This window comes from Nonomuraea sp. NPDC049607, assembly GCF_040675375.1.
In the GTDB taxonomy this organism is placed as follows: domain Bacteria; phylum Actinomycetota; class Actinomycetes; order Streptosporangiales; family Streptosporangiaceae; genus Nonomuraea.
Window position 1 is genome coordinate 19,455 of the sequence record NZ_JBFAOV010000007.1, and the last position, 26,761, is coordinate 46,215.

Sequence of the window (26,761 nt, forward strand, 5' to 3'; positions counted from 1 at the left end):
CCAATCCTGTCCTGAGGTGCGACAAATGTCCCGACCTACGCCGCTACGAGACGTCCACGAGGCCCTAGGCGCCACGCTGACCGACTTCGCCGGGTGGCTCATGCCGCTCCGGTACGGCAGCGAGTCGGCGGAGCACAAAGCCGTACGCGAGGCGGCCGGGCTGTTCGACCTCTCGCACATGGGTGAGATCTTCCTGACCGGTCCGCAGGCCGCAGACGCCCTCGACTACGCGCTGGTCGGCCACCTGTCGGCGCTCGCGCCCGGCCGGGCCAGGTACACGATGATCGTGGACGAGCGCGGCGGGGTGCTCGACGACCTGATCGTCTACCGGCTGGCGGACGAGGAGTTCATGGTGGTGGCCAACGCCTCGAACTCCGACAAGGTCCTAGAAGAGCTGAAAAATCGTACGAAGTCGTATGACGCGGTGGTCGATGACCGCTCCCAGCAGTACGCCCTCATCGCCATCCAGGGCCCGAGGGCCCAGGAGATCCTGGCCACGCTCACCGACGCCGACCTCGACGGCCTCAAGTACTACGCGGGCCTGCCCGGCCAGGTCGACGGCCGCCAGGCGCTCATCGCCCGTACCGGCTACACCGGCGAGGACGGCTTCGAGCTGTTCGTCGCCAACCAGGACGCCGTGCCGCTCTGGCGCGCCCTGGAGGCGGCCGGCGAGCCGCACGGGCTCAAGGCCGCCGGTCTGTCCAGCCGCGACACCCTCAGGCTGGAGGCCGGCATGCCGCTCTACGGCAACGAGCTGAGCTCCGACCTGACCCCGTTCGACGCGGGGCTGGGCAGAGTGGTGAAATTCGACAAGCCCGGTGACTTCGTCGGCCGGGCGGCGCTGGAGGCGGTCAAGGACGACCAGCCCCGCCGCCGCCTCGTCGGCCTGGTCGCCCAGGGCCGCCGGGTGCCGCGTCACGGCTACCCGGTCACCCGCGACGGCGCCGTCGTCGGCGAGGTCACCAGCGGTGCGCCCTCCCAGACCCTGGGGAAGCCCATCGCGATGGCCTACGTGGACGCCGGGGTCGACACAGGTCTGGCCGTGGACATCCGGGGCAGCCAAGAACCTATGGACCTGGTCGAGCTGCCCTTCTACAGGAGGAACAAGTGAGCAACATCCCTGACGACCTGAACTACACCAAGGAGCACGAGTGGGTGTCGGGCGTGGACGACGGCATCACCGTGACCGTCGGCATCACGGCCTTCGCCGCCGAGGCTCTTGGTGACGTCGTCTTCGTGCAGCTCCCCGAGGTCGGTTCGACCGTCGAGACGGGTGACTCGGTCGGCGAGGTCGAGTCCACCAAGTCGGTGAGCGAGATCTACTCGCCCGTCGGCGGCGAGATCGTCGAGGTGAACCAGGCCGTGGTCGACGACCCGTCCCTGGCCAACAGCGACCCGTACGGCGACGGCTGGATGTTCCGCGTGCGCATGGAAGGCGACGCGGAGGACCTGCTGTCCGCCGAGGAGTACACCGCGCTCACCTCAGGCGAGTCCTGACACCAACGCCGGGGCCCGCGGCGGGCCCCGGCACTTCCTGAACTGAAGGGCGCCCATCAATGGCGATCAGCGTCTTCGACCTCTTCAAGATCGGCATCGGACCGTCCAGCTCCCACACCGGCGGCCCGATGGCCGCCGCGCACAAGTTCGCCCGTGGTCTGCATGACGACGGCCTGCTCCCCCGCGTGGCCCGCGTCGAGGTCATCCTGTACGGCTCGCTCGGCCTGACCGGCAAGGGCCACGGCAGCGACAAGGCGGTGCTGCTGGGCCTGTCCGGCGAGAAGCCCGAGCTGGTCGACGTCGACTCCATCGACGCCCGCCTGGCCGAGATACGCGCCTCGGGCACGGTCACGCTGTTCGGCACCCGTGAGATCCCCTTCGTCGTGGGCCAGGACCTCGTCTTCGAACGCAAGATCTCCCTGCCCGAGCACCCCAACGGCATGCGCTTCACCGCCCGCGACGAGCAGGGCGAGACCCTGCGCGAGAAGGTCTACTTCTCCGTCGGCGGCGGCTTCGTCGTGGACGAGAAGGCCACGGGCGCCGACCGCATCAAGCCCGACGACACCGTCCTGCCCTACCCGTTCGCCTCGGGCGAGGAGCTGCTCAAGCACTGCTCGAACACCGGCCTGTCGATCTCCGCGCTGATGCTGGAGAACGAGAAGGCGTTCGGGCGCACCGAGGAGGAGATCCGCTCGGGCATCCTCGACCTCTGGCGCGTGATGTCGGAGTGCGTGCGGCGCGGCATCACCAAGGAGGGCGTGCTGCCCGGCGGCCTGAAGGTCAAGCGCAGGGCCAACCAGCTCCACCGGCGGCTTCAGTCCGAGTCGGCCGAGAAGGACCCGCTGCAGGCGATGGACTGGGTGGCGCTGTTCGCCCTGGCCGTCAACGAGGAGAACGCCGCGGGCGGCCGCATCGTCACCGCCCCGACCAACGGCGCCGCCGGCATCATCCCGGCCGTGCTGACGTACTACACCAGGTTCGTCCCTCGCGCCGACGACGACGGCGTGGTGCGTTTCCTGCTCACGGCGGCCGCGATCGGCGTGCTGTTCAAGGAGAACGCCTCGATCTCCGGCGCCGAGGTCGGCTGCCAGGGCGAGGTGGGCTCGGCCTGCTCGATGGCCTCCGCCGGGCTCACCGAGGTCATGGGCGGCACCCCCGAGCAGGTGGAGAACGCCGCCGAGATCGGCATCGAGCACAACCTGGGGCTGACCTGCGACCCGATCGGCGGGCTGGTGCAGATCCCGTGCATCGAGCGCAACGCCGTGGCCTCCAACAAGGCCATCACGGCCGCCAGGATCGCGCTGCGCGGCGACGGCCGCCACTACGTGGCCCTGGACAAGGCCATCAAGACCATGCGCGACACCGGCCGCGACATGCTGGACAAGTACAAGGAGACCTCACGCGGCGGCCTGGCCGTCAACGTGATCGAGTGCTGACGCGCCTCCGAGTGGTACCGTAGAGTTGTACCACTCGGAGGAGGCGACCATGTCCATCACCGCCAGCGAAGCTCGCCGTCGTCTGTTCCCCCTCATCGAAGAGGTCAACAACGACCGTAACGCCGTGGAGATCGTCTCCAAGAACGGCAGCGCCTACCTCGTGGCGGCCGAAGAGTACGAGGCCCTTCGGGAGACCGCCTACCTGCTGCGTTCCCCGGCCAACGCGCGCCGGCTGATCGAGTCCTACCAGGAGGCCGTCCAAGGGCGTCACGAGCGGCACGAGTTGACGGGCGACGAGGCTGATCGGTGAAAGTGGCGTTCACGAGCCAGGGGTGGGAGGACTACGTCCACTGGCAGACAGCCGACCGGCAGACCCTGAAGCGCGTCAACCGGCTCATCGAAGACGTCCTGCGTGATCCGTACGAGGGCATCGGCAAACCCGAGCCGCTCAAGTACGCGCTGGCGGGCGCCTGGTCCCGGCGCATCACCGACGAGCATCGCCTGGTGTACCTCGTCGCACACGACGAGATCGTTGTCCTCCAGGCTCGCTACCACTACGAGTAGAGAGACCCCACGCGGCGGCCTGGCCGTCAACGTGATCGAGTGCTGACGCGCCGGGGCCCCTCCGCGTGGGAGGGGCCCCGGGCCTGTCTCCAACCGTGTCTCAGGCGGACGAGCGGCAGATCACCGTGGTGGTGTGCCCGTTCACGCAGATCAGGCCGAACGTGGGGCTGAGGGCCTGGGCCAGCAGGCCGGGCAGGTGTTCGCCCACGCAGTGCATCTGGCCGTCCGCCCCGGTCATGCAGGGGATCAGCGGGAAGCCGTCGGCAGATTCCGCGTGGGCGGCGGGCGCGCCGAGGGCGAGTACGAGAGCTGCGGCGGCGAAAGCGCCGATGATGCGGTGAATGACGACCTCCCGATCGGATTCGACGACGAAGGCGCGGGTCCGCGCCTTCTTTTTCTGCAGGGACGAGCTTTTCCCGCAAGGACGAGCAGCCGGCTGAGTGGTCAGCGGCGCTCGGCCGGTTGGCGGCGGACGTGGACGCGGACGACCGCCGGCGTCTCGTCGTCGCGTACCTCGCGGCGGATGCGGCCGACGATGTCCTGGTCGAGCTTGGTCACCACCGCGCCGACGTCCGCGTCGGAGGGGCAGGTCAGGGCGACGCGCAGGCCGTTGTCGGCGGCCCGTACGCCCGCCCGGCCCAGGCCGTCCACGCCTTTGAGGCCCACGCACAACATGGCCGTACCGGTGCCGCTGGCCGCGCCCCGGCGGCCCCAGCCCAGGCTGAGCACCAGCCAGCGCACCGCGAGCATGGACAGGATCAGCAGGGCGAAGGCCAGCAGCCACAACGTCCAGGGGTCGGCCGCCAGCGTACGGGCGAACTCGGCGGGCAGGACCTTGGCGTTGCGCGGCAGGTCGAAGAGCAGTCCCTTGGAGCGCAGCCAGCCGTAGCCGCCCGCGCCGAGCAGGGTGAGCCCGACCAGGGCCAGGCCGACGCGATTGCCCGTGTACTGCCGCATCACACGCCCTTCCTGCGCAGCCGGACGACGACCTCGCCGGTGCCGAGGGTGCCGACGCCGGCCAGCCGGTCGCCGACCGCCGTGCCGACCTGCCGGAGCATCGTGCCGGAGCTCTCCGGCCCGGTCACGACGGTGACCTCGATGGTGCGCCGGCGCAGCCGTACGCGGGCCCGCTCCACCCCGTTGACCTTCTGGGCGGCCGAGCGCAGGGTCCGGCGCAGCCCGGCGCGGGTGATGCCGATGACGATCAGCGGGTCGGACGTCTCGACCGGGACCGTCCTGGAACGTCCCGGCACGATCGCGAGCAGCAACATCAGCAGCCCGGCCCCGGCGGTGAGCAGCGCGGCGAAGGAGACCTGCGGCCACGTCCGCGCGCCGGCCAGCTCGATCGCCTCGTTCACCGGGACCCAGCCGAGCGGCTTGCCGAGCAGCGACGTCACGACCTCGGCGGTCGTCGCGCCGAGCACGGCGGCCAGGAAGAGGGCGACGAGGGCGCCCGGCAGCGTACGGGCCGGTCTGAGCGCCCTTCTCGCCCTGCGCAGCCCGGTGTGCTGGGCGGTGATGGCTGCGGGCACCATCTGCTGAAGCGTGGTCATCACAACGACAGACGTACATGGGTCCGCCGGGCCCGCGTCCGCGCCCTCGCCGCCCATTTGCCCGATCATTACGGCCGCACCAAGGAATGTGAACCTCCCCGGCCGTCCGGGCCCCCGCCCATGCCGCACCGGGCCGCCAATGAATATGAACCCCCCTCATATTCATTCGCCCGATATGCCGTTACCCTGCTGCCATGGATGACCGCCAGCGCTACGACCGCGCCACCGCGGCGCTCGAACCGCCCTTCGCGATCCTCGACCTGGCGGCCATGCGGGCCAATGCGGCCGACCTGGTACGCCGCGCCGCGGGCAAGCCGATCCGGGTGGCCAGCAAGTCCGTGCGCAGCCGCGCCGTCCTCGAACGCATCCTGGCCATGGACGGCTTCCGCGGCATCATGGCCTTCACCCTCCCCGAGGCCCTCTGGCTGGCCGGGCAGGGCTTCACCGACATCCTGGTCGCCTACCCGACGGCCGACCGGCACGCGCTCGCCGCCCTGGCCGCCGACCCGCGGGCCGCCGCCGAGATCGCGATCACCGTCGACTCCCGCGAGCAGCTCGACTTCGTCGAGAAGGCCGTGTCCGGCGCGCACCCCAGGGCCGAGCTGCGGCTCTCCCTCGACGTGGACGCCGGCTACGTCGCGCTCGGCGGCAAGTTCCGGGCCGGCGCGCTCCGCTCCCCCGTACGCGAGCCCCACCAGGCCGCCGACCTGGCCACGGCCATCGCCAAGCGTCCCGGGCTCCGGCTGGTGGGCGTCATGGCCTACGAGGCGCAGATCGCCGGGGTCGGCGACGACCCGCCGGGCAACGCCGCCTTCGCCCGCGTCGTACGGCTCATGCAGGCCCGCTCGGCCCGCGAGCTGATCGTCCGCCGCGGCCGCATCGTGCACGCCGTACGCCAGATCGCCGACCTGGAGTTCGTCAACGGCGGCGGCACCGGCTCGATCGAGACGACGGTCAGGGAGAAGGCGGTCACCGAGGTCGCCGCCGGCTCGGGCTTCTTCCACCCGCGGCTGTTCGACTTCTACCGGCGTTTCAGCGGCCGTCCGGCGGCCCTGTTCGCGCTGCCGGTCGTCCGCCGCCCGGGGCCGGACACGGTGACGGTGCTGGGCGGGGGCTACCTCGCCTCAGGCCCTCCCGGGCCGAGCCGCCTGCCTCAGCCGTACCTGCCCGCCGGCCTGCGGTACGCGCAGGACGAGGGCGCGGGCGAGGTGCAGACCCCGCTGCTGGGCCAGGCGGCCCAGGAGCTGCGGGTCGGGGACCGGGTGTGGTTCAGGCACGCCAAGGCGGGCGAGATGTGCGAGCGCTTCGACACCCTCCACCTCGTGGACGGCGACACCGTGACCGAGTCGGTGCCCACGTACCGGGGCGAGGGCAGGACGTTCCTCTGACCCCGTCCCCGGCCCGTCCCCGGCCCCGCCCCGGACGTCAGCGCCGGCGGCGCCTGCGCCGGAACAGGACGATCGCCGCGCCGACGACCAGCACCGCGCCGACGCCGATGAGCACCGGCGCCAGGTTGGGCTGTTCGTCGTCCCACACCCCTTCGGGCTTGTCGCCGTAGTCGACCGGGCGGGCGGTCACCCCGAGGGCGTCCCCCACGGACGCCACGAAGTGGCCCGCCCTGGTCTTGACATCGGCGACCGTACGCTCGGCGACCCGCTTGGGGCTCACCCGGTCGGCGATGGCGTCGACCGTCTGCGCCAACTCCGCGCGCGTGCGCGCGATCCGCCGCTCCAACTCGTCTGGATCGGTGTCAGCCATGGCTCTCCTTCCGACCGTACGCGTGGTCGCGCCCGCTACGCGGTCCGTCGCGAGCTCCGTCCGTTCTGGTCGTGATCAGTCTGTCAGGTCGGCGTGCCGTACGGCACAGCGGCCAGGCCGGTAGGTTTGCCGGGAGAACTCAGGAGGGCCCATGACAGAGACCAAGCTCGCGCCCGGCGACGCCGCGCCCGAGTTCACGCTACCCACCGCCGACGGCGGCACCGTCTCCCTCGACAGCCTTCGCGGCAAGAGGGTGATCCTCTATTTCTACCCCGCCGCGATGACGCCCGGCTGCACCAAGCAGGCCTGCGACTTCCGCGACAACCTGAGCCAGCTGACCGGCGAGGGTTTCGTCGTCCTCGGCGTGTCGAAGGACAAGCCCGAGAAGCTGGCCAAGTTCGTCGCCCGCGACGCCCTGACCTTCCCCTTGCTGTCGGACCCCGAGCTGGCCGTCCACCAGGCGTACGGCGCGTACGGCCCGAAGAAGCTCTACGGCAAGGAGATGATCGGCGTGATCCGCTCGACGTTCGTGATCGACGCCGACGGGAAGATCGAGCAGGCGCTCTACAACGTGAAGGCCACCGGGCACGTGGCCTCGCTCAAGAAGAAGCTCGGCCTGGCCTGAGACCGTCCCGCGGGCCCCGCGCGCAAGGGGCCCGCGGTCGTCGCGGACGGCTGCCCGGCGACGGCCGGAGCGCTAAGCTGTTCCCAGCCCGCCTCGGCGGGATCGCGGGCGTGGCGAAATGGCATACGCGGCAGGTTTAGGTCCTGTTGGTGGAGACACTGTGGGGGTTCGAGTCCCCCCGCCCGCACACGCACCAGCGGCGATGGCTCAGAAGGTCGCGCTGCCCGGGAGGCCGGGTCGCGCGGTGCTTCCTCTTCACCGCGCGACCCGCGTCTCGATCATGATCCGCCATCACGATCTCCCTTTACCGCCCGCGAGGGGCGCTCCCATGAACCACCATGCCGTGTCCCCCGTAAGACCCATGTAAGACCTGGGTCGTACGACGACTTCCCCCTTGAGGCGGACAAACCCCGGGCGGGGCTTACATATCGTGATGATGTGTTCGGCAGGGTACGGGCGTGGTCGACGCGCCATGGCGGGCTGGTGAGCGTCCTTCGGGTCGCCCCCCTCGCCGTCTTCAGCTTGCTCCTGGCGATTCCCTACGCCTCGCTCACCCCGGTGGAGGGCAGCAGGTACCTGGGCGTGCCGGGCTACGTGGCGCTCTCGGTGCTGCTGCTGGCGCCGCTGCTGTGGCGGCGCAGGCCGCTGGAGGCGTACGCGGCGATCACGCTGATCTCCTTCGGGCAGTGGCTGGCCCACATCGACCCGTTGCCCGCCAACCTCGCGGTCATGGTCGCGCTCTGGACGGTCGCCTCCGAGCGCCCCTTCCGGTGGGCCCTGGCGGCCGGGCTGGTGGCCGAGCTGGGGATCTTCCTGGCGCTGGTGAACTGGTCCGCGACGACCTTCGGCATGTTCTTCAGCGGCTCGATCTTCGTCATCACCATCTGGCTCGCCGGCCTGTACGCCAACACCCGCCGTCGCTACCTCGAAGGGCTGGAGGAACGCGCGGAACGCGCCGAGCGCGAACGCGACCAGCAGGCCAGGATGGCCGCGGCGGCCGAGCGGACCAGGATCGCCAGGGAGCTGCACGACGTGGTGGCCCACAACGTCAGCGTGATGGTGGTGCAGGCCGACGGCGCCGGCTTCGCCCTCGACAGAGACCCCGAGCAGGCCCGGCTGGCCGTACGGAACATCTCCAAGACCGGGCGGGCGGCCCTGGCCGAGATGCGCAGGATGGTGGGCGTGCTGCGCGAGAGCGAGGACGACGACACCGACTACACCCCGCAACCCGGCCTGGGACAGCTCGAAGACCTGGTGCGCGGCGCCGGCGTCCCGGCCAGCCTGCGCATCGGCGGCGTGCCCGGCGAGCTTCCCGAGGGGCAGCAGCTGGCCGTCTACCGCATCGTCCAGGAGGCGCTGACGAACGCGCTCAAGCACGGCGGCCCGCACGTCCATGCGCGGGTCGAGATCGACTACGGCGGCCCGGAGCTGGTCGTCCGGGTGACCGACGACGGCCGGGGCGCCGCCGCGCCGCGCAGCCCAGACGGCCACGGCCTGATCGGCATGCGCGAACGCGTCGGCATGTACGGCGGCGCGGTCTCGGCGGGCCCCCTGACCGGCGGCGGCTTCGAGGTGCTGGCCCGGCTCCCGACGGCGAGGGCGGCGTGATGATCAGGGTCATGCTGGTCGACGACCAGGAACTGCTGCGGGCCGGGTTCAGGATGGTGCTCGGCGCCCAGCCGGACATCGACGTGGTGGCCGAGGCCGGCGACGGCGTGGCGGCCCTGGAGCTGCTGGAACGCGTCGAGGTGGACGTCGTGCTGATGGACGTCCGCATGCCGCGCATGGACGGCGTCGAGGCCACCAGGCACATCGACGGGCCGAAGGTGCTCATCCTGACCACGTTCGACCTCGACGAGTACGCCCTGGCCGCGATCAAGGCGGGCGCGGCCGGGTTCCTGCTGAAGGACGTGCCGCCCGCCGACCTGGTCAACGCCATCAGGCAGGTGCACGCGGGCGACGCGGTGGTCTCGCCGCGCACGCTGCGCAGGATGCTGGACCGGTTCGCCGCCCAGTTGCCGGTGGAGGAGCTGCCCGCGGCGACCGAGCTGACCCCGCGCGAGCGGGAGGTGCTGCTCATGGTGGCCCGCGGCCTGTCCAACATGGAGATCGCGAACCGCCTTGAGGTCGCCGAGGCCACCGTGAAGACGCATCTGGGCCGGGTGCTGGCCAAACTGGGGCTGCGCGACCGGGCCCAGGTGGTCGTGTACGCGTACGAGGCGGGGCTCGTCGTCCCCTCGCATCGGCCGAAAGGCTGACGGGGGTCGTCTGAGGTCCTACACGAAGTCCCTCCTCAGGGCCCACAAATCCTGAACTTTCCACTCCTAGCGTTGGTCGCGACGAGAAATTGCGACAAGGAGTGAAAGTGACCCTCACCGATTCCCGGCGCGCGGCCCCGCCCGCGGTGGTGGCCAAGGCCCTGACCAAGGTGTACGGCCAGGGCGACGCCCAGGTCCACGCCCTTCGCGGCGTGGACGTGGCCTTCGCGACCGGCGCCTTCACGGCGATCATGGGCCCGTCCGGTTCCGGCAAGTCGACGCTCATGCACTGCCTGGCCGGCCTCGACACCGCCAGCTCGGGCACGGTGCACATCGGCGACGTGGAGCTGACCGGCCTGGCCGACCGGCAGCTCACGCTGCTGCGCCGGGAGCGGATCGGCTTCATCTTCCAGGCGTTCAACCTGCTGCCCACGCTGACCGCCGAGCAGAACATCAGGCTGCCCCTGGACATCTCCGCCCGGCAGGCGGACGAGGAGCTGTTCGCCCGGGTCATCGACACCGTCGGCCTGCGCGACCGCCTCGGGCACCGGCCGACGGAGCTGTCCGGCGGCCAGCAGCAGCGCGTGGCCGTCGCGCGGGCCCTGATCAGCAAGCCGCAGGTGATCTTCGCCGACGAGCCCACGGGCAACCTCGACTCGCGCAGCGGCTCGGAGATCCTCTCCTTCCTGCGCACCTCGGTCCGCGAGCTGGGCCAGACCATCGTCATGGTCACGCACGACCCGGTCGCGGCGGCGTACGCCGACCGGGTGGTGTTCCTGCGCGACGGCGAGCTGGTCACCGAGATCGGTTCGCCGTCGCCGCAGGCGGTCCTCGACACGCTCATGAAGCTGGAGGGCTGAGGTGCTGAAGACGGCGCTGGCCGGGCTGCGCGCGCACAAGCTCAGGCTGCTGCTCACCTCGCTGGCGATCACGCTGGGCGTGGGCTTCATCGCGGGCACGTTCGTGCTGAACGACACCATCCAGGCGGGCTTCTCCCAGCGCGTCACCGCCGACGCCGACAAGGTGGACGTGGCCGTCCTGCCCAAGGAGCGCGACGGCGTCCTGCCGGAGAAGGCCCTCGAACGGGTGCGCGCCCTCGCCGGCGTGACCGAGGCGCAGGGCCTGATCCGCGACCCCGCGCCGCTGCTCGGCAAGGATGGCAGGGCGGTCGGCAGCAGCCCGACCACGGCCCTGTCCATCGTCCCCGGCCCGCTGGACCGCACCTCGATCGTCGCGGGCACCGGCCCCGGCAGCGACGACCAGGCGGCCGTGCTGGACAAGAACACCGCCAAGTCGCAGGGCCTGCGGCTCGGCGACACGATCACCGTGCTCGACCGCAGGCAGGCCCCGCAGCAGTTCCGGCTGGTCGGCCTGCTCGACCCCGGCGTGGACCAGGAGCTCTCCTTCACCGGCGCGGTGGGCTTCACCGCGGCCACGGCCCAGCACATGACCGGCGCGAAGGGCTACCGCGAGATCGACGTCGCCGGCTCGGGCCCCGGGCTGAAGCAGGCCGTCGCGGCGGCGCTCGGCAACGCGTACGAGGTCAAGTCCGGCGCGGAGCTGGCCGACGACCTGGCGGCCTCGGCCGGGCTGTCGATGCGCACGCTGACCGTCGGCCTGCTGCTGTTCGGGGCCGTGGCGATGATGGTGGCCGCACTGGTCATCTACAACACCTTCACCATCCTCGTCGCACAGCGCACCCGGGAGATGGCGCTGCTGCGCTGCATCGGCGCGACGCGCGGGCAGGTGTTCGGCTCGATCGTGCTGGAGTCGTCCGTGGTCGGGCTGCTCGCCTCCGCGCTCGGCCTGCTCGCCGGGTACGGGCTGGCCGTGCTCGCCCTGACGCTGCTGGCCGCGTTCGACGCCCCCATGCCCACGGACGCGGCGGTCGCGCTGACCCCGGCCACCATCGGGATCGGCCTGGCCGTCGGCCTGCTGGTCACCATGTTCGCGGCCCTGCTGCCCGCGCGGGCGGCCACCCGCGTGCCGCCGGTCGCGGCGCTGCGCGCCCAGCCGGAGGAGCAGGACTTCCGCACCGGCCTGCTGCGCTGGGTGTTCGCCGGGCTGTTCCTGCTGGCCGGGGCCGGTACGACCGCGTTCGGCGTGGCGGCGCTGCCGGCGGGCGAGCCGGGCACGCTGTTCGTCGTGATGGCCGGCGGCGCGCTGGTCTTCCTGGCCGTGCTGATCCTCGGGCCGATGCTGGTCAGGCCGCTGAGCGCGGTGGTGGGCTGGGTCCCGGCCAAGCTGTTCGGCGTGCCCGGACGCCTGGCGCTGGACAACTCGGCCCGCAACCCGCGGCGTGCCGCGACCACCACGGTGGCGCTCACCATCGGCGTCACGCTGATGACGCTGATCTCGGTGCTCAGCGCCTCCACCCGGCTGACCGTCTGGAACAAGCTCGACGAGCAGTTCCCCGTCGACTACATGCTGGCCGGCCAGGTGCAGGACAGCGGGGTGCCCCGGTCGGTGGCCGAGAAGCTGCGCGGCCGGCCGGAGCTGGCCTCGGTGCTGCAGATCCGCGAGACCCCCGGCAAGGTGGGCGACCGGCGCTTCGACATCGGCACCTACCACGGGACCGTCACCCCCGAGGTGCTCTCCGGCTCGATGGCGGGCCTGTCGGCCGGGCAGGTCGCGCTGCTCGACCACGCGGCCTCCGCCCTGGGCGTCAAGGTCGGCGACACGGTCACGGTCAGAACCCAGCGGGCCGGGTCGGTGCCGCTGAAGGTCGTGGCCGTCCTCGCCGGGACGAACTCCACCCTGCCGCCGCTCACCGTCGCCGAGCGGCCGTTCGACACCTACTACGACCGGGTGCCGGACTCCCGCGTGATGATCAACATTCGCGACGGCGTGGCGGCCGACCAGGCCCGGCAGGTGGTCAGGGCCGCGATCGCGCCATATCCCACCGTCCAGATGGCGAGCTCGACCGAGGTACGCGGTCAGTTCGACGAGACCCTGGACATGCTGCTCATGATCGTCACCGGGCTGCTCGGGCTGGCGATCCTGATCTCGCTGCTCGGCATCGCCAACACCCTGTCGTTGTCGGTGCACGAGCGCACCAGGGAGTCGGCGCTGCTGCGGGCGCTCGGGCTGACCCGGCCGCAGCTGCGGCGGATGCTCTCGGTCGAGGCCGCGATGCTCGGCCTGATCGGGGCGCTGGTCGGCGTGGTGCTCGGCGCCGTGTTCGGCTGGGCCGCGGTCCAGGCGATGTTGCCCGGGGCGGTCTTCTCCGCGCCGCTCGGACAGATCGCGCTGTTCGTGGTGCTGTCGGGGCTGGCGGGCGTGCTGGCCGCCGTGGTGCCGGCGCGGCGCGCGGCCCGGGCGTCGATCGTGGGGTCGTTGGCCACGGGGTGATCCCGATAAAACCGAATAAAAGCGAAAAATCAGGATAGAGGGTACGCGCAGGGGCAGCGCGGGCCTCCCAGGGCGGGTGTCGTGGGAGGCCCGCGCGGCCACGCCCATGCCAACGGGTCGGGCGCCTCATGGGGGCGGCGCCCGACCTCGCGCGCCTCATGGGGGGACGGCGCCCGACCTTCCGGGGCGTCGCCCGCCGTCGCCCGCCCCCTCTACCCTCGCCTTTCCGGGCGCTGCCCCGCCCCCGACCCCTGCCTTTCCGGGGTCAGCGTGGGGTGCGGCCGGGCCAGAGTTCGGCGACGGTTTCGGGGTCGAGCAGGGGCCGGACGACGACCTCTCCCGACGCCTTGTCGATCACGATGCAGGCCCCGCCGACCGTGTCCGGCAGGGTGGTGGGATCGTCGGGGTCGAGCTCCCGGACCCAAGCGACATACCCGTCATGGAAGCCGTACAGGCCCACCGACAGCGGCTCGTCCGGCGGGCGGGTCCCGTTGAAGTACTCCTCCGCCAGCGCCCTGGCCTGGTCCATGTTCATCGCGGCCGTCCCTGCCGATCGAGGATCATGCAGAACACCCCCGTCACCGTCGCGTACGGCGGCTCGACCGACATGTGCCCCCGCTGGGCGTCGATCCAGATCACCTCGCTGCCGGAGTTGACCGCGTTCCAGACGTGCGAGCCGCCGCCGGGCCAGCGCACCACGATGACCGCGCCGGCACCGTGCCCCGCCTCCAGCAGCCGACGCGCGACCATGGGATAGGCGTGCCGGCCCTGGCCCGCGTACTGGAACTTCTGGCCGGTCCACCGCTCGATCCTGGCCGCTCCCCCTTGCTCGCCGGTGAGCAGCGGCCGGCCGATCCGGTCGTACTCGGGGAGCCGGGGGGCGGCGGTGGCGGGCTCGCCGTGCCAGGTGGACAACACGGCCAGGGCGCAGTCGGCGGCGTTGGAGGCCCGGAACGGGTCGTCCGCCGGGCCGCCGCCGTTGATCAGCCTGACCCAGGTGCCGCGCGGGTCGGGGAACCTGGCCCCGGACTCCAGCGCCTGCCTCAGATCCCGCTCGACCTGCGGGTCCGGCTGTGCCAGGCCGCCCGGCAGACCGTACGGACGGGACTCGACCAGTCTCGGCGGCCTCCGCTCCCCCTCGAACCAGTCCGCGCCGGCCTTGTTCCTCGCCCGATCGGTCCGGACCTCCAGCGGATGCCGCCCATCCCCCGTACGTCCCGTACCTCCGGAACCCGCCAGCCGATCACTGCTTCCGAGATCCAACCGCCGCATCCCGCTGACGGCCGCTCCGAACCCCCGCGGCGTCGCCGCCCCCGGCTCACCCCGATGCGGCCCGGCCCCCGTTGCCGCGTCCCCACCCGGCCCGGCTTCCCGGGCATCGGCTCCCGGCCGACGATCCCCACGCACCTCAACGCTGGTTCGCGCGTCCCCGATGGTCGGCACGTCGGCGGGGGCCTGTGGGATGATCGCCTCAGCGCCGCTCAAGGCGGTCAGCCCGTCGAGGTCCGGCGTCAGGCCGTTCGCGGGGCCGGGGTGTGCCTTCGGACGTGCGGCGAGGCGGTTCAGGGCGTCCAGGCTGAACGTCAGGCCGTACGGCGTCTCAGTGCGGGACGGGCCGGGCGGTGGCCCTGGACGGGTGGCGAGGCCGGTGAGCACGTCCAGCGCCGAGGCCACGCCGGGGGCGGAGCCCATGTCCGACGCCGTGGTCAGGTCGGAATCCACAGCCTCGTCCGAGGTGGAGGTCAGGTCACCAGGGGAGGCCGGCTCCCAAGCCGGGGTCACGCCGCGAGCAGAGGCCGCGTCCGACGTGGAGGGCGTGCCCGGTGCTCGGGCGGGGGCCGGGTGGGAGGGAGGCGGCTCGGGGAGGCCGGGCGGTGGGGTGGGTCCCTCCGCGGGGCTGTGGCCGGCGCGGAAGGGGCAGGGCGCTAACGGGGCCGAGCCCTCACGGGAGGAGGGGAACTCGGTGGTGGCGGGCGTGTCGCCGGGGACGTCCTCGGCGGCACGTTCGTAGTCGAGCCACCGGATCCCCTCCCCCACCACCGGGTTGTACTGCCCCTCCGGAAGGACCCCTCGGACGCTCGACTTGCGTTCGCGGAACACGTCCTGCCTCCTGTCCTGCTTGGACGACCGATCGTAGAGCGGTCGTCGCGTCCCGGAGGGTGAAGTGGGGAAGATTATCCGTTCGGGCCGTCGGCTTTACCTGCGCAAACGTCCGCGAATCAGGCCACCTGGACCGTCACCGCCGGCCATCCGGTGGCGCCGTCGGGGGCGGGGGGCGCCTGGCGCTCGGTCTGGGTACGTCCCGCCGCGTCCGTCGTCCGCGCCTCGATCGTGTGCTGCCCGGGGGTGGCGTCCCAGTCGAGCGCCCACTGCCGCCAGGTGTCCGGCCCCGGCACGGCGGCCAGCCGCGCCTGCCGCCACTCGCCGCCGTCGACCCGCACCTCGACGGCCTCCACCCCGGTGTGCTGCGCCCACGCCACCCCGGCGATCGCCGTGCGACCGGCCTTCAGAGAGTCCCCGGTCTTCGGTACGTCGATGCGCGACTGCGTCTTGATCGGCGCCTTGGCGGCCCAACCGCGCGGCGTCCAGTACGCCTCGTCCCGGTCGAACCTGGTCACCTTGACGTCCACCACCCACTTGGTGGCCGACACGTAGCCGTACAGACCGGGCACGACCTGGCGTACCGGGAAACCGTGCTCGAAGGGGAGCGCCTCGCCGTTCATGGCGACGGCGAAGAGCGCCTCGCGGCCGTCCATCACGACGTCCACGGGGGTGCCGCAGGTGAAGCCGTCCTCCGACGTGGACAGCAGCATGTCGGCACCCGGCTGGAGCCCGGCCCGGCGCAGCACGTCCGCCATGCGTACGCCCAGCCAGCGGGCGTTGCCGACGTACGGGCCGCCCACCTCGTTCGAGACGCAGGTCAGGGTGATGTCGGCCTCGGTGAGCGGCAGGTTCAGCAGTTCGGCGTAGGTGAGCTCGACCGGCTTGTCCACCATGCCGTGGATGCGAAGCGTCCAGGCACGCGGGTCCACCTGAGGGACGACGAGGGCCGTATCAACCCGATAGAAGTCCTGATTTTTCGTGGTGAAGGATGACAGGCCGGGGATGTGGAAGTCTGTACCGGCCGGGAGTGGTGGGGCGGGCCTCGCGGGCGTGGGCAGTGCCAGGTTGCCCCGCACTGTGTCCAGCTCCCGCCGCCCGCCGAGCTGCCGCCCCAGCACGGCGGCCGCCCCGGCCACCACGATCCCGCCCGCCACCCCGGTGATCAGCCGCCGCCGGTCGAAACCGCGCTCCACCACCGTGGCACCCCCGGCCCGCATCACGGCCGGCCGCTCCACGACCCGCTCGCCGCCCCCGACCTCCTCCCCCTCAGCGCCGGAGACCTCGGGCCGCGCAGCCGCACCGGGCTCAGGAGCCGGAACCGTCCCGGAAGCCGGAACGGCGAGCCCGCCACCGGCGCGCCGGAGCAGCCACCCCAGGGCCAGCCCCCCGCACACGACCCCCACCACCGTCGGCAGCACGTCAACCGCGCCCGCGCCCGGACGGGTGAGCACCGCGACGGCACCCACCACCCCGAACCCGGCCAGCCCGACATACCCATACAGGAGCCGCCGCCGTGCCAGCACCCCGATGACGGCCGCGATCCCGGCGAGCACCACCAGCACGCCCCCGACGAGGACGGTCTTGTCGTTCTCCCCGAACGTGTTGATCGCGAAATCCTTGACCGGCGCGGGCGTCAGATCGACGGCGGCGTCCCCCACCGCCACCACCGGAAAGGTCTCAGGCCCCGCGAACCCGGCGACGAGCTGCGCGATCCCGAGCGCCAGCGCGCCCGCCGTCAGCCCCGCCAGGGCGCCGGCCCAGGCGGGTACCGTCTCGTTCTTCTGCACGGTACGACGTTACGTCGCCCGCGGTCAGGAGGTTCTTACGCGGTGGTTACGAGCCGACGATGTCGCGCACGATCGGCGCCAGCGCGCGGAAGGCGCGGCCCCGGTGGCTGATGGCGTCCTTCTCGTCGGGAGACAGCTCGGCGGTGGTGCGGTCGTGGCCGAGCGGCACCAGGATCGGGTCGTAGCCGAAGCCGTTGGTGCCCCGGGGGGTGGTGATCAGGTGACCGGGCAGCGTGCCCTCCACCACCCGGTGCTCCCCGGACGGCAGCGCGAGCGCGGCGGCGCAGGCGAAGTGCGCGGACAACTTCTCGGCGGGCACGTCGGAGAGCTGGGCCAGCAGCAGGTCGAGGTTGGCCTGGTCGTCGCCGTGACGGCCGGACCAGCGGGCCGAGAAGACGCCGGGCATGCCGTTGAGCACGTCGACGCAGAGCCCGGAGTCGTCGGCCACGGCCGGCAGCCCGGAGCCGTTGGCGACGGCGTGCGCCTTGAGCAGCGCGTTCTCCTCGAAGGTGACGCCGGTCTCGGCGACCTCGCCGATCTCGGGGAACTCCTCCAGCCCGACGATCTCGAACCCGACGAGGATGCGCCGCAGCTCCGCGATCTTGCCCGGGTTGCGGGTGGCGAGCACGATCTTCATGCGCCCAGCGCCTCCTGCTGGATCAGGGTGAGCTCCTCGCACCCGGCGGCTGCCAGGTCGAGCAGCTGGTCGAGGGCCGCGCGGTCGAAGGGCACGCCCTCGGCGGTGCCCTGCACCTCGACGAAGGCGCCCTCACCGGTCATCACGACGTTCATGTCGGTCTCGGCGGCGACGTCTTCGGTGTAGCACAGGTCGAGCATGGGGACCGAGCCGACGACGCCGACGGACACGGCCGCGACCGAGCCGATCAGCGGGTCTCCCGGGCACATCTTGCGCGCCTTCATCCAGGAGACGGCGTCGGCGAGCGCGACGTACGCGCCGGTGATCGCGGCGGTCCTGGTGCCGCCGTCAGCCTGGAGCACGTCGCAGTCGAGCAGAATGGAGTTTTCGCCCAGGGCCTTGTAATCGACGCAGGCGCGAAGTGATCTTCCGATCAGCCGGGAAATCTCGTGGGTGCGCCCGCCGATTTTGCCGCGGACCGATTCACGATCATTACGGGTATTGGTCGCCCGAGGGAGCATGGCGTATTCGGCCGTAACCCAGCCCTGCCCGCTGCCCCTGCGCCAGCGCGGCACGCTGTCCTGCACCGACGCCGCGCACAACACCCTCGTGCCGCCGAACTCGACCAGGACCGAACCCTCGGCGTGCGCCAGCCACTGCCGGGTGATGGTGATGGGGCGGAGCTGGTCGGGGTTGCGGCCATCCTGTCGGGACATGCAGATCACCCTATCTCCGTGGCACGACACTCTTGACCAAATGTGTCCGACACATGGATCCTTACGCAATGACAACGGGGGTGTTGCGAAACCCTGACTTCCTCCGGTTCCTGACTTCACATGTGGGGAACGAACTGGGAGCGAATATCTCGCGCGTGGCCCTCCCGCTCGTGGCGGTCGTCACGCTGCACGCGCAACCGGCCCAGGTGGCCCTGCTGTCCGCGCTCCAGACCACCGCGTTCCTCCTGCTCGGCCTGCCCGCGGGGGTGTGGGTCGACCGGATGCGCCGGCGCCGCGTGATGATGGTCTCCGACCTGGCCAGGTTCCTGCTGCTGGCGACGATTCCGCTGGCGGCGCAGCTGGGCGTGCTGTCGATCGGCATGATGTTCGCGGTCGCCTTCCTGGCCGGTGTGGCGCAGGTGTTCAACGACGTCGCCGACCAGACGTACCTGCCCAGCCTGGTGAGCACGCCGCAGCTCAGCGACGGCAACTCCAAGCTGGAGGTCGTGCGCTCGGGCAGCTTCCTGGCCGGGCCGGGCGTCGGCGGCCTGCTGGTGCAGCTCATCGGCGCACCGCGGACGCTGGTCGCCACCGCGCTGGGCTCGCTGGCGTCGGTGCTGTTCCTCGGCAGCATCAAGACCCCCGACAAGCCGCCGGCATCGGGCGAACGCGAGCCGCTCCTGCGCGGCATCGGCGCGGGCCTGCGCTACGTGTGGCGCGACGGCCTGCTGCGCATGTTCGCCGCGTCCTCGGTGGTGACGAACGTCACGGTCGGCGGCGTGCTCGGCCTGTCGGTGCTGTTCCTGGCCGACGAGGTGGGGCTGGCGCCCGGTCTCATCGGCATGCTGCTCATGTCCGGCGGGTTCGGCGGCGTGGCCGCGGGCCTGCTCGGCGCCCTGCTGTCGAGGCGGATCGGCACGGCCAGGATGACCTGGCTCTCCGTCACCGTGCCGGCGCCCTTCGCCCTGCTGCTGCCGATGACCCAGTCCGACTGGCGGGTGGCGTTCTTCGCCGTCACCTCGATCGCGCTGTCGTGGAGCGCGGCGCTGAGCACCGTCGGCCAGATCACCTACCGGCAGACGACGGTGCCCGAGCATCTGCTGGGCCGGGTCAACGCCTCGTTCCGGTCGTTGATGTGGGGGTCGGTCCCGCTGGGCGCGTTGCTCGGCGGGATCATCGCCCAGCATCTCGGCGTCCGGACGGCCTTGTGGGTGCTGATGTGCGGGCGGGTCGTGTCGTTCGTGCCGCTGCTGTTCTCGCCGCTGCCCCGATTACGTGACTTCGACCAGACTCAGGCCAGCTCGTAGACCGCGCCGCTGCGCGCCAGCTCGATGGGCCCGGCATAGCCGCCCTTCGACGCGTCCTCCAGCACCCTGGCGTTGTCGTTCCACGGCACGAGATGGGTGAGCACGAGTTTGCCGGCGTTCGCCTTGGCCGCGTGCTCGGCCGCCTGACGGCCGGTCAGGTGCAGGTCGGGAGGCAGGTCGGGGCCTTCGACGAACGACGCCTCGCACAGCATGAGATCGGCCCCCGTGGCCAGCCTGACCAGCTCCGCCGACTCCCCGGTGTCCCCCGAGTACGCCACGCACACGTCGTCGGTGGCCACCCTGAACCCGTACGCCTCGACCGGATGGTTCACCAGGCCGGCCGTGACGATGAACGGCCCCACCTCGAACGAGCCGGGCGACAACACCGTGAAGTCGAAGGCGGTCTCCAGGCCGGGCTCGTCCGGCATCCCGTACGCCGCCGCCAGCCGCGCCGGAGCCCCCTCGGGCGCGTAGACCGGCACGGGCGGGTACGGCGCGTCGGGCCCGTACGTGCGGGCCACGTGGTAGCCGCAGACGTCGAGGCAGTGGTCGGCATGCAGATGGGACAGGCAGATGGCGTCCACGTCGTAGAGGCCGATGTGGCGCTGGAGCGCGCCGAGCGACCCGTTGCCGAGGTCGAGCAGCATCCTGAACCCCTCGGCCTCGACGAGATAGCAGGACGCGGGGCTGTCGGGGCCGGGGTAGCTGCCCGAGCATCCGACGATGGTCACCTTCATGTGGGCCTCCCGCTAAAGGTAGTACCCCCCACTGGCGCGACTTCGACCACGTCGATCTCCGGGCCCAGGAAGCGCCTGCCCAGGCGGGCGAAGAGCCGGGAGTCGCCGGTGGCGCGGAAGCGGTGCCGGGGGGTGGACTCGCCTCCCGCCGCCAGTCCGCGGTCGTGCAGGATCCGGTAGACGTCCTTGGCCGTCTCGTCGGCGCTGGAGACCAGCGTGACGCCGTCTCCGACGACGTAGGAGATCGCGCCGGTGAGCAGCGGGTAATGGGTGCAGCCGAGGATGAGCGTGTCGCAGCCGGCCGCGCTGATGGGCTCCAGGTAGCCGCGCAGGACGTCGATGAGCTCCTTGCTCATCGTCTCGCCGCGCTCGACGTACTCCACCAGGCGTGGGGCGGCCACGCCGGTGAGCTGCACGTCGGGGGCCGCGGTGAAGGCGTCGTGGTAGGCCAGCGACGTGATGGTGGCCTGGGTGGCGATCACGCCGACCCGGCCGGTGCGGGTGGCGCGGACCGCGCGCCTGGTGGCGGGCTGGATCACCTCGACGACCGGCACGTCGTAGCGTTCGCGGGCGTCGCGCAGCACGGCGGCGCTGGCGCTGTTGCAGGCGATGACGAGCATCTTGACGTCCTGGCCGACGAGGTGGTCCATCACCTCAAGGGCGTAGGCGCGCAGCTCGGCGATGGGCTTCGGCCCGTACGGCTGGCGGGCCGTGTCCGCCACGTAGGTGATCGACTCGTGGGGCAGCTGGTCGATGATCGCGCGTGCGACCGTCAGGCCGCCCACCCCGCTGTCGAAGATCCCAATACTCGCGTCCGGCACGTTCTAGAGGGTAGGCGACCTGCGCGATCAACACTGCGTAAGAATGCTCACACCTGGTGAAGGCGGGACTGTTGTGTTGCTCACATCAGCCCCTTCCGACCCTGGCGAGCTGGCGCGACTGGGCGACCAGGCGGCCCGTGGAGTCCCACACCTCGACCTCCTCGTCGAACCAGCCGTCCGCGATGAGACGGCCGCCGCCGATCAGGGTGAGCCAGCCGGGGGCGGGCAGGGCGCGCAAATGCCAGGTCAGCTCGACGGTGGGCGCCCAGCCGCGGGCGCCGGCGGAGAACACCACGGGCGGCAGCGCGTCCACGGCCAGGGCCAGCACGTACGGGTCGGCGTCCTGCGGCTCGGCCATCCTGAAGTACGCCCGCGACTCCGGCCGGCCCGTGGGGTCGCCCTTCAGCCAGGCGATGGTGGGCGGGTCGAAGCGCATGTCCATCTGGGCGTTGAGCGTCATGTTGTTCTCGGGCTTGGGATCGGGGAGCTTGACGCACTCCTCGACCTGCGGCATGACGACCGAGGGCGCGTCGGTGTAGACGGGATCGGCGCCGGTCAGGGTGGCGGTGGTGATCAGGCTCTCGATCTGCGGCACGCCGTCCTGGACGAGCGTGGCCCTGGCGAACGCGGCCGTGCGGCCCGACTTCAGCGGCTCGACCCTGACCTGGGCGGGGCCGGCGACCGGTGACCTGAGGAACTGCGAGGTGGTGCTCACCGGGTGCTCGAACGGCGAGGCGTCCACGGCGGCGCGCAGGACCACGGCCATCAGGTAGCCGCCGTTGAGCGGGCCGCCGATGGAGTATCCGGGGTCGAGGCACACGTCATAGGTGGTCTCGTCGACCCTGATCGCCTGTGTGGCCTCGTCGAACTTGGTCATCCCGCCCTGCCTTCACCGTACGGAACTATATTCTAGTAGTCCCCCCACTTTACGCGGGGCTGCGGCGTTCGCACCACGCCGTTCCCATATCAGCGCGCCTACCTGGGAAAACACCCTCAGGATGGAACAGTTCGATCATGGCAACTGTCACCGAACTCATCGGTCACTCGGTGTGGGACTCGAACGGGGTGTGGGTCGGTCACGTCGTCGACCTCCGCGTCCACAAGCACAAGGGCGAGCTCCAGCAGAGCCAGACGGTCTACGGGCTGGTCGTCTCGGGGCGGCGCGCGCCCGTCCTGCTCGGGCTCACGCGTGACCGCCATGGCCGCTCCCCCTGGCTGTCCAGGACGCTGGCGCGGACGGTGTACGTCGGGAGCACGTTCGTCCCCTGGGCCTACGTGACGGACTGGACAGGCGGCGAGGTTCACCTCGATGTGTTGAAAAAGGAGCTGAATCGGGCCTAATCCCGACTTCAGCACATTGCAAGCGGCCATCTAGCAACATCAGCTACCTTCTCTGTGGTCAAAAGTCCACATTGTGAGTTGAGTGATGTCTGCGAATAATCCCCCTTACGGCGATGATCCCGACCGCACCACGGCATACCGAGGCGGCTGGGAGCAGCCGCAGGAGCCGCAGCAGCAGTCGTACCAGCCGCAGCAGCCGTACCAGCAGCCCTATGGTCAGCAGGCCCCCCAGCCGGGGCAGCCGGCATACAGCCCCCAGTCCGCCTACGGCCAGCAGCCCGCCTACGGCGCCCCGTACGGCGGCCAGGCGCAGCAGCAGCAGCAGAACTGGCAGCAGCAACAGCAGCAGCAGGGCTGGCAGCAACAGGACCAGTACGCGCAGCAGCAGCAGCAGGGCTGGCAGCAACAGGACCAGTACGCCCAGCAAGGTTGGCAACAGCAGGACCAGCAGGGTTGGCAGCAGCAGGGCCCCGACGGCTTCGGCCCGCCGCAACCGGCGAAGAGGGGCGGCCGCAAGGGCTGGCTGATCGCCGGCGCGGCGGCGCTCGCGGTGGTGCTGCTCGGCGGCGGCGCGGTGTGGGCCGTGGGCGCGATCGGCGGTGGCGGCACGCAGCCGGACGAGGTCCTGCCCGCCAACGCGATCGCCTACGCCCGCCTCGACCTCGACCCGGCCGCCAACCAGAAGCTGGCGCTGTTCCAGCTCGCCAGGAAGTTCACGGTCACCAAGGGCTCCTTCACCGGCGAGGACCCGCGCCAGGCCCTGTTCAACCTGGTCAACGAGAGCGGCGACAAGAAGATCGACTTCGGCAAGGACGTGGACCCGTGGCTGGGCAGCAGGGTCGGCTTCGCCGCCGTTCCCTCGGGCAAGTCCGAGCCCGACTTCGCGGTCGCCGTCCAGGTCAAGGACCAGACGCAGGCCAAGGCGGGCATCGCCAAGCTCATGGACGGCGACAAGTACGGCATCGCCTTCCGCGACGACTACGCGCTGCTGTCCTCGACGCAGGCGCTGGCCGACAAGTTCGCGCAGGGTGAGGCCACCCTCGCCGACAACAACGAGTTCAGCGACGACATGGGCGACGTCGGCGAGCAGGGCGTGCTGTCGTTCTGGGCGGACATGGGCGGGCTGGCCAAGCTCACCGCCATCCCCGCCGAGCAGGCCGCGAGCATCGAGCCCATCAAGGACGCCCGCTTCGCCGGCGCGCTGCGCTTCGACAGCGCGTACGTCGAGCTGGCCGGCCTGGTCAGGGGCGCCAAGGGCGTGACCGCGGACGACCTCCAGCCCGCGTCCCTGGGCACACTGCCCGCGGGCACGGCCGGCGCCGTGTCGGTCTCCGGCATGGACCAGATGATCACCAAGCAGTGGGCCCAGATCCAGAAGTCGGCCGCGGCCGGCGGCGGCGCCGAGGTGCAGCAGCTCCTCGAACAGGCCAAGACCAAGTTCGGCCTCGACCTGCCGGGCGACCTCGCCACGGTGCTCGGCAAGAACTTCACGGTCGCGGTGGACAGCCAGGGCCTGGACGGCGACCAGATCAAGGCCGGCGTCCGCGTCGTCACCGACCCGGCGAAGGCCCAGGCCGTCGTCGCCAAGATCGAGAAGGCGCTGGCGGCGAGCGGGCAGCCCGCTCCGCAGATCGCCAAGGTCCCCGGTGACGGCGTCTTCACGGCGGCGACGAGCGAGGAGTACGCCAAGAAGCTGGCCGAGGAGGGCACGCTGGGCGACTCCGAGACGTTCCAGACCGCGATCCCCAACGCCGGCGAGGCCACCTTCGCGCTGTTCGTGGACCTCGACAAGGTCGAGCACCTGTACCTGCAGAGCATGGACGGCGACGACAAGGCCAACGTGCAGGTCCTGCGGGCGGTCGGCCTGAGCGGCAAGCAGAGCGCCACCGAGGCGGACTTCTCGCTGCGGCTCCTGTTCAACTGACCATGGAAGAAGGGGGCGGCCGGACCGGCCGCCCCCTTCTCATGTCGTCAGGCCCAGAGCTGCCCTTCCAGGCGTTCTTCGGCCTCCTCCAGGGTGCCCTCGTAGGCGCCCGTGGACAGGTACTTCCAGCCGCCGTCGGCCACCACGAAGGCGACGTCGGCGCGCTCGCCCGCCTTGACCGCCTTCCTGGCCACGCCCAGCGCGGCGTGCAGCGCGGCGCCGGTCGAGACCCCGGCGAAGATGCCCTCGGCGGCCAGCAGCTCGCGGGTGCGCCGCAGCGCGTCGGCCGAGCCGACCGAGAAGCGGGTGGTCAGCACGGACTCGTCGTAGAGCTCCGGGATGAAGCCCTCGTCGACGTTGCGCAGGCCATAGACCAGCTCGCCGTAGCGCGGCTCGGCGGCGACGATCTGCACGCCGGGCACGTGCTCGCGCAGGAACCGGCCGACGCCCATCAGCGTGCCCGTGGTGCCGAGCCCGGCCACGAAATGGGTGATCGTGGGCAGGTCGGCCAGGATCTCCGGGCCGGTGGTCTCGTAGTGGGAGCGCCAGTTGGCCGGGTTTCCGTACTGGTAGAGCATCACCCAGGACGGGTTCTCCGCGGCCAGGCCCTTGGCCACGCGCACGGCCTCGTTGGAACCGCCCGCGGCGGGCGAGGAGATGATCTCCGCGCCCCACATGCGCAGGAGCTGCCGGCGCTCCTCGGAGGTGTTCTCCGGCATCACGCAGATCAGCTTGTAGCCCTTGAGCCTGGCCGACATCGCCAGCGAGATGCCGGTGTTGCCGCTGGTGGGCTCAAGGATCGTGCAGCCGGGCGTGAGCAGGCCGTCCTTCTCGGCCTGCTCGATCATCCACAGCGCCGGCCGGTCCTTGATCGACCCGGTCGGGTTGCGGTCTTCGAGCTTGGCCCAGACGCGCACCTCGGGCGAGGGCGACAGCCGGGGCAGCCCGACGAGCGGCGTGCGCCCGACCGAGTCGATCAGCGAGTCGAACCGCATGTCACCCGCCGGCGACGGCGGGCAGCACGGTGACCGTGTCGCCGTCGGACACCGGGGTGCCGAGGCCGCCGAGGAAGCGCACGTCCTCGTCGTTGAGGTAGACGTTGACGAAGCGGCGCAGGCTGCCCTCGTCGACCAGGCGCGCCTTGATGCCGGGGTGCCGGGACTCAAGGTTGCTGATCAGCTCGTCGAGGGTGGCGCCCTCGGCGTCGACGGCCTTGGCGCCGTCGGTGTAGTTACGCAGGATGGTGGGAATGCGAACCTCGATGGCCATCGCGGTCATTCTCCTCTTATCTGGTCGTCGTCCCATCGGCGGCAACACCGAGGGCTGGGTACGGATTCCAGATCAGCGACAGTCGTAGACGACGACGGCCGGAGTGTGCGCGAAGAGGTAGCTCTGCACCGGCCGGACCATCATGGGAGGAATCTTACCTCTTCCTCCTCGATCACTCCGTCGAGGATCCGGTAGGAGCGGAACTCGACCTCGTTCTCGTCCCGGGTCGAGACCAGGACGTAGTGGGCCTGCGGCTCAGAGGCGTAGGACACGTCGGTGCGCGACGGGTACGCCTCGGTGGCGGTGTGGGAGTGGTAGATCACGACGGGCTCCTCGTCGCGGTCGTCCATCTCCCGCCAGACGCGGAACTGCTCCATGGAGTCGAACCGGTAGAACGTGGGCGAACGCTCGGCGTTCTCCATCGGGACGAACCGCTCGGGAACGCCGTTCCTACCCGCGATCACACCGCACGCCTCGTCGGGATGGTCGGCCCGCGCGTGCGCGACGATCTTGTCCACCAGTTCCTGCGAGATCGTGAGCATGCCCGGAAGCTACCAGAGGGCGCGTACCAGGCTGTCTTGGAGGTAGGTCAGCCAGTCGTAGGTGACGTAGGCCGGGTAGCGGGGGTCGTCCTCGGACATCGTGGCGATCTCGTCGTGGACCTCCTCGGTCACGTCGAGCTTGGTGCCGAGCGTCAGGCGGACGTCGTTGAGCGAGCGCAGCCACGCCTGGGCCTGCTCGGGCGTCAGGTCGGCGCGACCCGAGCGCGCGGTCTCCAGGACGGTCCGGGCGTCGGCGCGCTTGCCGTCGCGCAGCGTGGCCTCGGTGTAGCGGCGGAACTCCGTGGCCTCCTTCTCGTCCTCGTACGCCGAGGGGAACAGCCGGGCCAGCACCGGATCGGTCGGCGCCTGGGCCGCCCCGATGCCGAGCGCCCGCTCCAGCGGATCGTCGCTGGTCTCGCCCGGCGACACCAGGCCGAGCAACATCGAGACGAGCGAGCGCAGCAGCGAGACCTCCGCCGCCTCGAACTGCGCGATGACCGAGCCGTCCCGCCCGGCCGAGAACCCCGAACTCACC

At 71.2% G+C, this 26,761-nt stretch carries 30 protein-coding genes and 1 tRNA gene; 15 read left to right on the forward strand and 16 right to left on the reverse strand.

Features of this window, described 5'->3' with window-relative positions:
• The first annotated feature begins 25 nt into the window (after positions 1–25).
• The 5 genes from gcvT to AB0J97_RS15920 are packed head-to-tail and all read left to right on the forward strand — an operon-like array spanning position 26 to position 3,497.
• Positions 26–1,111 (forward strand): glycine cleavage system aminomethyltransferase GcvT, encoded by a 1,086-nt coding sequence (gcvT, locus tag AB0J97_RS15900; protein ID WP_357695255.1) that lies wholly within the window; start codon positions 26–28, stop codon positions 1,109–1,111.
• Complete coding sequence (gene gcvH, locus AB0J97_RS15905; protein ID WP_357695253.1) at positions 1,108–1,497, forward strand: glycine cleavage system protein GcvH; 390 nt, start codon at positions 1,108–1,110, stop codon at positions 1,495–1,497. The genes gcvT and gcvH overlap by 4 nt, the downstream gene beginning before the upstream one ends.
• 59 nt (positions 1,498–1,556) lie before the next feature.
• Positions 1,557–2,933, forward strand: a complete 1,377-nt coding sequence (locus AB0J97_RS15910) for an L-serine ammonia-lyase (protein WP_364088860.1) — start codon at positions 1,557–1,559, stop codon at positions 2,931–2,933.
• A gap of 49 nt (positions 2,934–2,982) precedes the next feature.
• Positions 2,983–3,243 (forward strand): type II toxin-antitoxin system prevent-host-death family antitoxin, encoded by a 261-nt coding sequence (locus tag AB0J97_RS15915; protein ID WP_364088863.1) that lies wholly within the window; start codon positions 2,983–2,985, stop codon positions 3,241–3,243.
• Entirely contained in the window at positions 3,240–3,497 is a 258-nt protein-coding gene (locus AB0J97_RS15920) for a Txe/YoeB family addiction module toxin (RefSeq protein ID WP_364088866.1), read from the forward strand. The genes AB0J97_RS15915 and AB0J97_RS15920 overlap by 4 nt, the downstream gene beginning before the upstream one ends.
• 100 nt (positions 3,498–3,597) lie before the next feature.
• Here AB0J97_RS15920 and AB0J97_RS15925 read toward each other — a convergent pair whose 3' ends face one another.
• The 3 genes from AB0J97_RS15925 to AB0J97_RS15935 form a co-directional block, all read right to left on the reverse strand.
• Entirely contained in the window at positions 3,598–3,735 is a 138-nt protein-coding gene (locus tag AB0J97_RS15925) for a hypothetical protein (RefSeq protein WP_364088869.1), read from the reverse strand.
• Between the two features lie 206 nt (positions 3,736–3,941).
• A complete protein-coding gene (locus tag AB0J97_RS15930) occupies positions 3,942–4,454 on the reverse strand; it encodes a hypothetical protein (protein WP_364088872.1) in 513 nt (170 codons plus the stop codon).
• A complete protein-coding gene (locus AB0J97_RS15935; protein WP_357695245.1) occupies positions 4,454–5,032 on the reverse strand; it encodes a DUF6286 domain-containing protein in 579 nt (192 codons plus the stop codon). Before AB0J97_RS15935 ends, AB0J97_RS15930 begins: the two co-directional genes overlap by 1 nt.
• A 212-nt stretch (positions 5,033–5,244) precedes the next feature.
• Between AB0J97_RS15935 and AB0J97_RS15940 the strand changes: the two genes are divergently transcribed.
• Positions 5,245–6,438, forward strand: a complete 1,194-nt coding sequence (locus AB0J97_RS15940; RefSeq protein WP_364088876.1) for an amino acid deaminase/aldolase — start codon at positions 5,245–5,247, stop codon at positions 6,436–6,438.
• Between the two features lie 37 nt (positions 6,439–6,475).
• Here AB0J97_RS15940 and AB0J97_RS15945 read toward each other — a convergent pair whose 3' ends face one another.
• Positions 6,476–6,808 carry a DUF3618 domain-containing protein gene (locus tag AB0J97_RS15945; RefSeq protein WP_357695242.1) on the reverse strand — a complete coding sequence of 111 codons (333 nt, stop codon included), beginning with the start codon at positions 6,806–6,808 and terminating at the stop codon, positions 6,476–6,478.
• 151 nt (positions 6,809–6,959) lie between these two features.
• Here AB0J97_RS15945 and bcp point away from each other — a divergent pair, with 151 nt between their 5' ends.
• The 6 genes from bcp to AB0J97_RS15975 all read left to right on the forward strand — a co-directional run bounded on the left by bcp (position 6,960) and on the right by AB0J97_RS15975 (position 13,042).
• Positions 6,960–7,433 carry a thioredoxin-dependent thiol peroxidase gene (gene bcp / locus AB0J97_RS15950; protein WP_352350148.1) on the forward strand — a complete coding sequence of 158 codons (474 nt, stop codon included), beginning with the start codon at positions 6,960–6,962 and terminating at the stop codon, positions 7,431–7,433.
• 104 nt (positions 7,434–7,537) lie between these two features.
• Positions 7,538–7,620, forward strand: a tRNA-Leu gene (locus AB0J97_RS15955).
• Between the two features lie 296 nt (positions 7,621–7,916).
• Positions 7,917–9,041, forward strand: coding sequence for a sensor histidine kinase (locus AB0J97_RS15960; RefSeq protein ID WP_357695240.1), 1,125 nt, complete (start codon positions 7,917–7,919; stop codon positions 9,039–9,041).
• Complete coding sequence (locus AB0J97_RS15965) at positions 9,041–9,691, forward strand: response regulator transcription factor (protein ID WP_357695238.1); 651 nt, start codon at positions 9,041–9,043, stop codon at positions 9,689–9,691. The genes AB0J97_RS15960 and AB0J97_RS15965 overlap by 1 nt, the downstream gene beginning before the upstream one ends.
• A 107-nt stretch (positions 9,692–9,798) precedes the next feature.
• On the forward strand, positions 9,799–10,551 hold the full coding sequence (locus tag AB0J97_RS15970) for an ABC transporter ATP-binding protein (protein ID WP_364088883.1): 753 nt from the start codon (positions 9,799–9,801) through the stop codon (positions 10,549–10,551).
• A gap of 1 nt (position 10,552) precedes the next feature.
• The gene (locus AB0J97_RS15975; RefSeq protein WP_364088886.1) at positions 10,553–13,042 is read left to right on the forward strand and encodes an FtsX-like permease family protein; all 2,490 of its coding nucleotides are present in this window, start codon (positions 10,553–10,555) and stop codon (positions 13,040–13,042) included.
• A 265-nt stretch (positions 13,043–13,307) separates the two neighbouring features.
• On the opposite strand, the gene AB0J97_RS15980 is transcribed toward AB0J97_RS15975, so the two are convergent.
• From AB0J97_RS15980 to rph, 5 genes are all read right to left on the reverse strand, one after another.
• A complete protein-coding gene (locus AB0J97_RS15980; RefSeq protein WP_357695232.1) occupies positions 13,308–13,577 on the reverse strand; it encodes a hypothetical protein in 270 nt (89 codons plus the stop codon).
• Positions 13,574–15,142 (reverse strand): toxin glutamine deamidase domain-containing protein, encoded by a 1,569-nt coding sequence (locus tag AB0J97_RS15985; protein WP_364088890.1) that lies wholly within the window; start codon positions 15,140–15,142, stop codon positions 13,574–13,576. The genes AB0J97_RS15980 and AB0J97_RS15985 overlap by 4 nt, the downstream gene beginning before the upstream one ends.
• A 119-nt stretch (positions 15,143–15,261) precedes the next feature.
• Positions 15,262–16,932, reverse strand: a complete 1,671-nt coding sequence (locus AB0J97_RS15990; RefSeq protein WP_364088893.1) for a molybdopterin-dependent oxidoreductase — start codon at positions 16,930–16,932, stop codon at positions 15,262–15,264.
• A gap of 46 nt (positions 16,933–16,978) precedes the next feature.
• Positions 16,979–17,569 carry an RdgB/HAM1 family non-canonical purine NTP pyrophosphatase gene (rdgB, locus tag AB0J97_RS15995; RefSeq protein WP_357695228.1) on the reverse strand — a complete coding sequence of 197 codons (591 nt, stop codon included), beginning with the start codon at positions 17,567–17,569 and terminating at the stop codon, positions 16,979–16,981.
• The gene (gene rph / locus AB0J97_RS16000; RefSeq protein WP_357695226.1) at positions 17,566–18,285 is read right to left on the reverse strand and encodes a ribonuclease PH; all 720 of its coding nucleotides are present in this window, start codon (positions 18,283–18,285) and stop codon (positions 17,566–17,568) included. The genes rdgB and rph overlap by 4 nt, the downstream gene beginning before the upstream one ends.
• Before the next feature lie 68 nt (positions 18,286–18,353).
• Here rph and AB0J97_RS16005 point away from each other — a divergent pair, with 68 nt between their 5' ends.
• Positions 18,354–19,592: an MFS transporter gene (locus AB0J97_RS16005; protein WP_364088898.1), complete on the forward strand. Its 1,239-nt coding sequence runs from the start codon at positions 18,354–18,356 to the stop codon at positions 19,590–19,592.
• On the opposite strand, the gene AB0J97_RS16010 is transcribed toward AB0J97_RS16005, so the two are convergent.
• The 3 genes from AB0J97_RS16010 to AB0J97_RS16020 all read right to left on the reverse strand — a co-directional run bounded on the left by AB0J97_RS16010 (position 19,577) and on the right by AB0J97_RS16020 (position 22,027).
• Positions 19,577–20,329, reverse strand: a complete 753-nt coding sequence (locus tag AB0J97_RS16010) for an MBL fold metallo-hydrolase (protein ID WP_357695222.1) — start codon at positions 20,327–20,329, stop codon at positions 19,577–19,579. The two genes, AB0J97_RS16005 and AB0J97_RS16010, sit on opposite strands and share 16 nt — an antisense overlap.
• Positions 20,326–21,150, reverse strand: coding sequence for a glutamate racemase (gene murI / locus AB0J97_RS16015; protein WP_357695220.1), 825 nt, complete (start codon positions 21,148–21,150; stop codon positions 20,326–20,328). The genes AB0J97_RS16010 and murI overlap by 4 nt, the downstream gene beginning before the upstream one ends.
• Positions 21,151–21,235: 85 nt before the next feature.
• The gene (locus AB0J97_RS16020) at positions 21,236–22,027 is read right to left on the reverse strand and encodes a thioesterase family protein (RefSeq protein ID WP_364088903.1); all 792 of its coding nucleotides are present in this window, start codon (positions 22,025–22,027) and stop codon (positions 21,236–21,238) included.
• Positions 22,028–22,164: 137 nt separating this feature from the next.
• Here AB0J97_RS16020 and AB0J97_RS16025 point away from each other — a divergent pair, with 137 nt between their 5' ends.
• Complete coding sequence (locus AB0J97_RS16025; RefSeq protein ID WP_357695216.1) at positions 22,165–22,491, forward strand: hypothetical protein; 327 nt, start codon at positions 22,165–22,167, stop codon at positions 22,489–22,491.
• An 85-nt stretch (positions 22,492–22,576) separates the two neighbouring features.
• The gene (locus AB0J97_RS16030; protein ID WP_364089544.1) at positions 22,577–24,415 is read left to right on the forward strand and encodes a DUF3352 domain-containing protein; all 1,839 of its coding nucleotides are present in this window, start codon (positions 22,577–22,579) and stop codon (positions 24,413–24,415) included.
• A 47-nt stretch (positions 24,416–24,462) separates the two neighbouring features.
• On the opposite strand, the gene AB0J97_RS16035 is transcribed toward AB0J97_RS16030, so the two are convergent.
• The 4 genes from AB0J97_RS16035 to AB0J97_RS16050 all read right to left on the reverse strand — a co-directional run bounded on the left by AB0J97_RS16035 (position 24,463) and on the right by AB0J97_RS16050 (position 26,760).
• Positions 24,463–25,410, reverse strand: coding sequence for a cysteine synthase (locus tag AB0J97_RS16035; protein ID WP_364088906.1), 948 nt, complete (start codon positions 25,408–25,410; stop codon positions 24,463–24,465).
• A 1-nt stretch (position 25,411) separates the two neighbouring features.
• Positions 25,412–25,684 (reverse strand): MoaD/ThiS family protein, encoded by a 273-nt coding sequence (locus tag AB0J97_RS16040; protein ID WP_357695212.1) that lies wholly within the window; start codon positions 25,682–25,684, stop codon positions 25,412–25,414.
• A gap of 140 nt (positions 25,685–25,824) precedes the next feature.
• A complete protein-coding gene (locus AB0J97_RS16045) occupies positions 25,825–26,226 on the reverse strand; it encodes a M67 family metallopeptidase (protein WP_357695210.1) in 402 nt (133 codons plus the stop codon).
• Between the two features lie 9 nt (positions 26,227–26,235).
• Positions 26,236–26,760 (reverse strand): DUF2017 domain-containing protein, encoded by a 525-nt coding sequence (locus tag AB0J97_RS16050; protein ID WP_364088910.1) that lies wholly within the window; start codon positions 26,758–26,760, stop codon positions 26,236–26,238.
• Position 26,761: the final 1 nt, after the last annotated feature.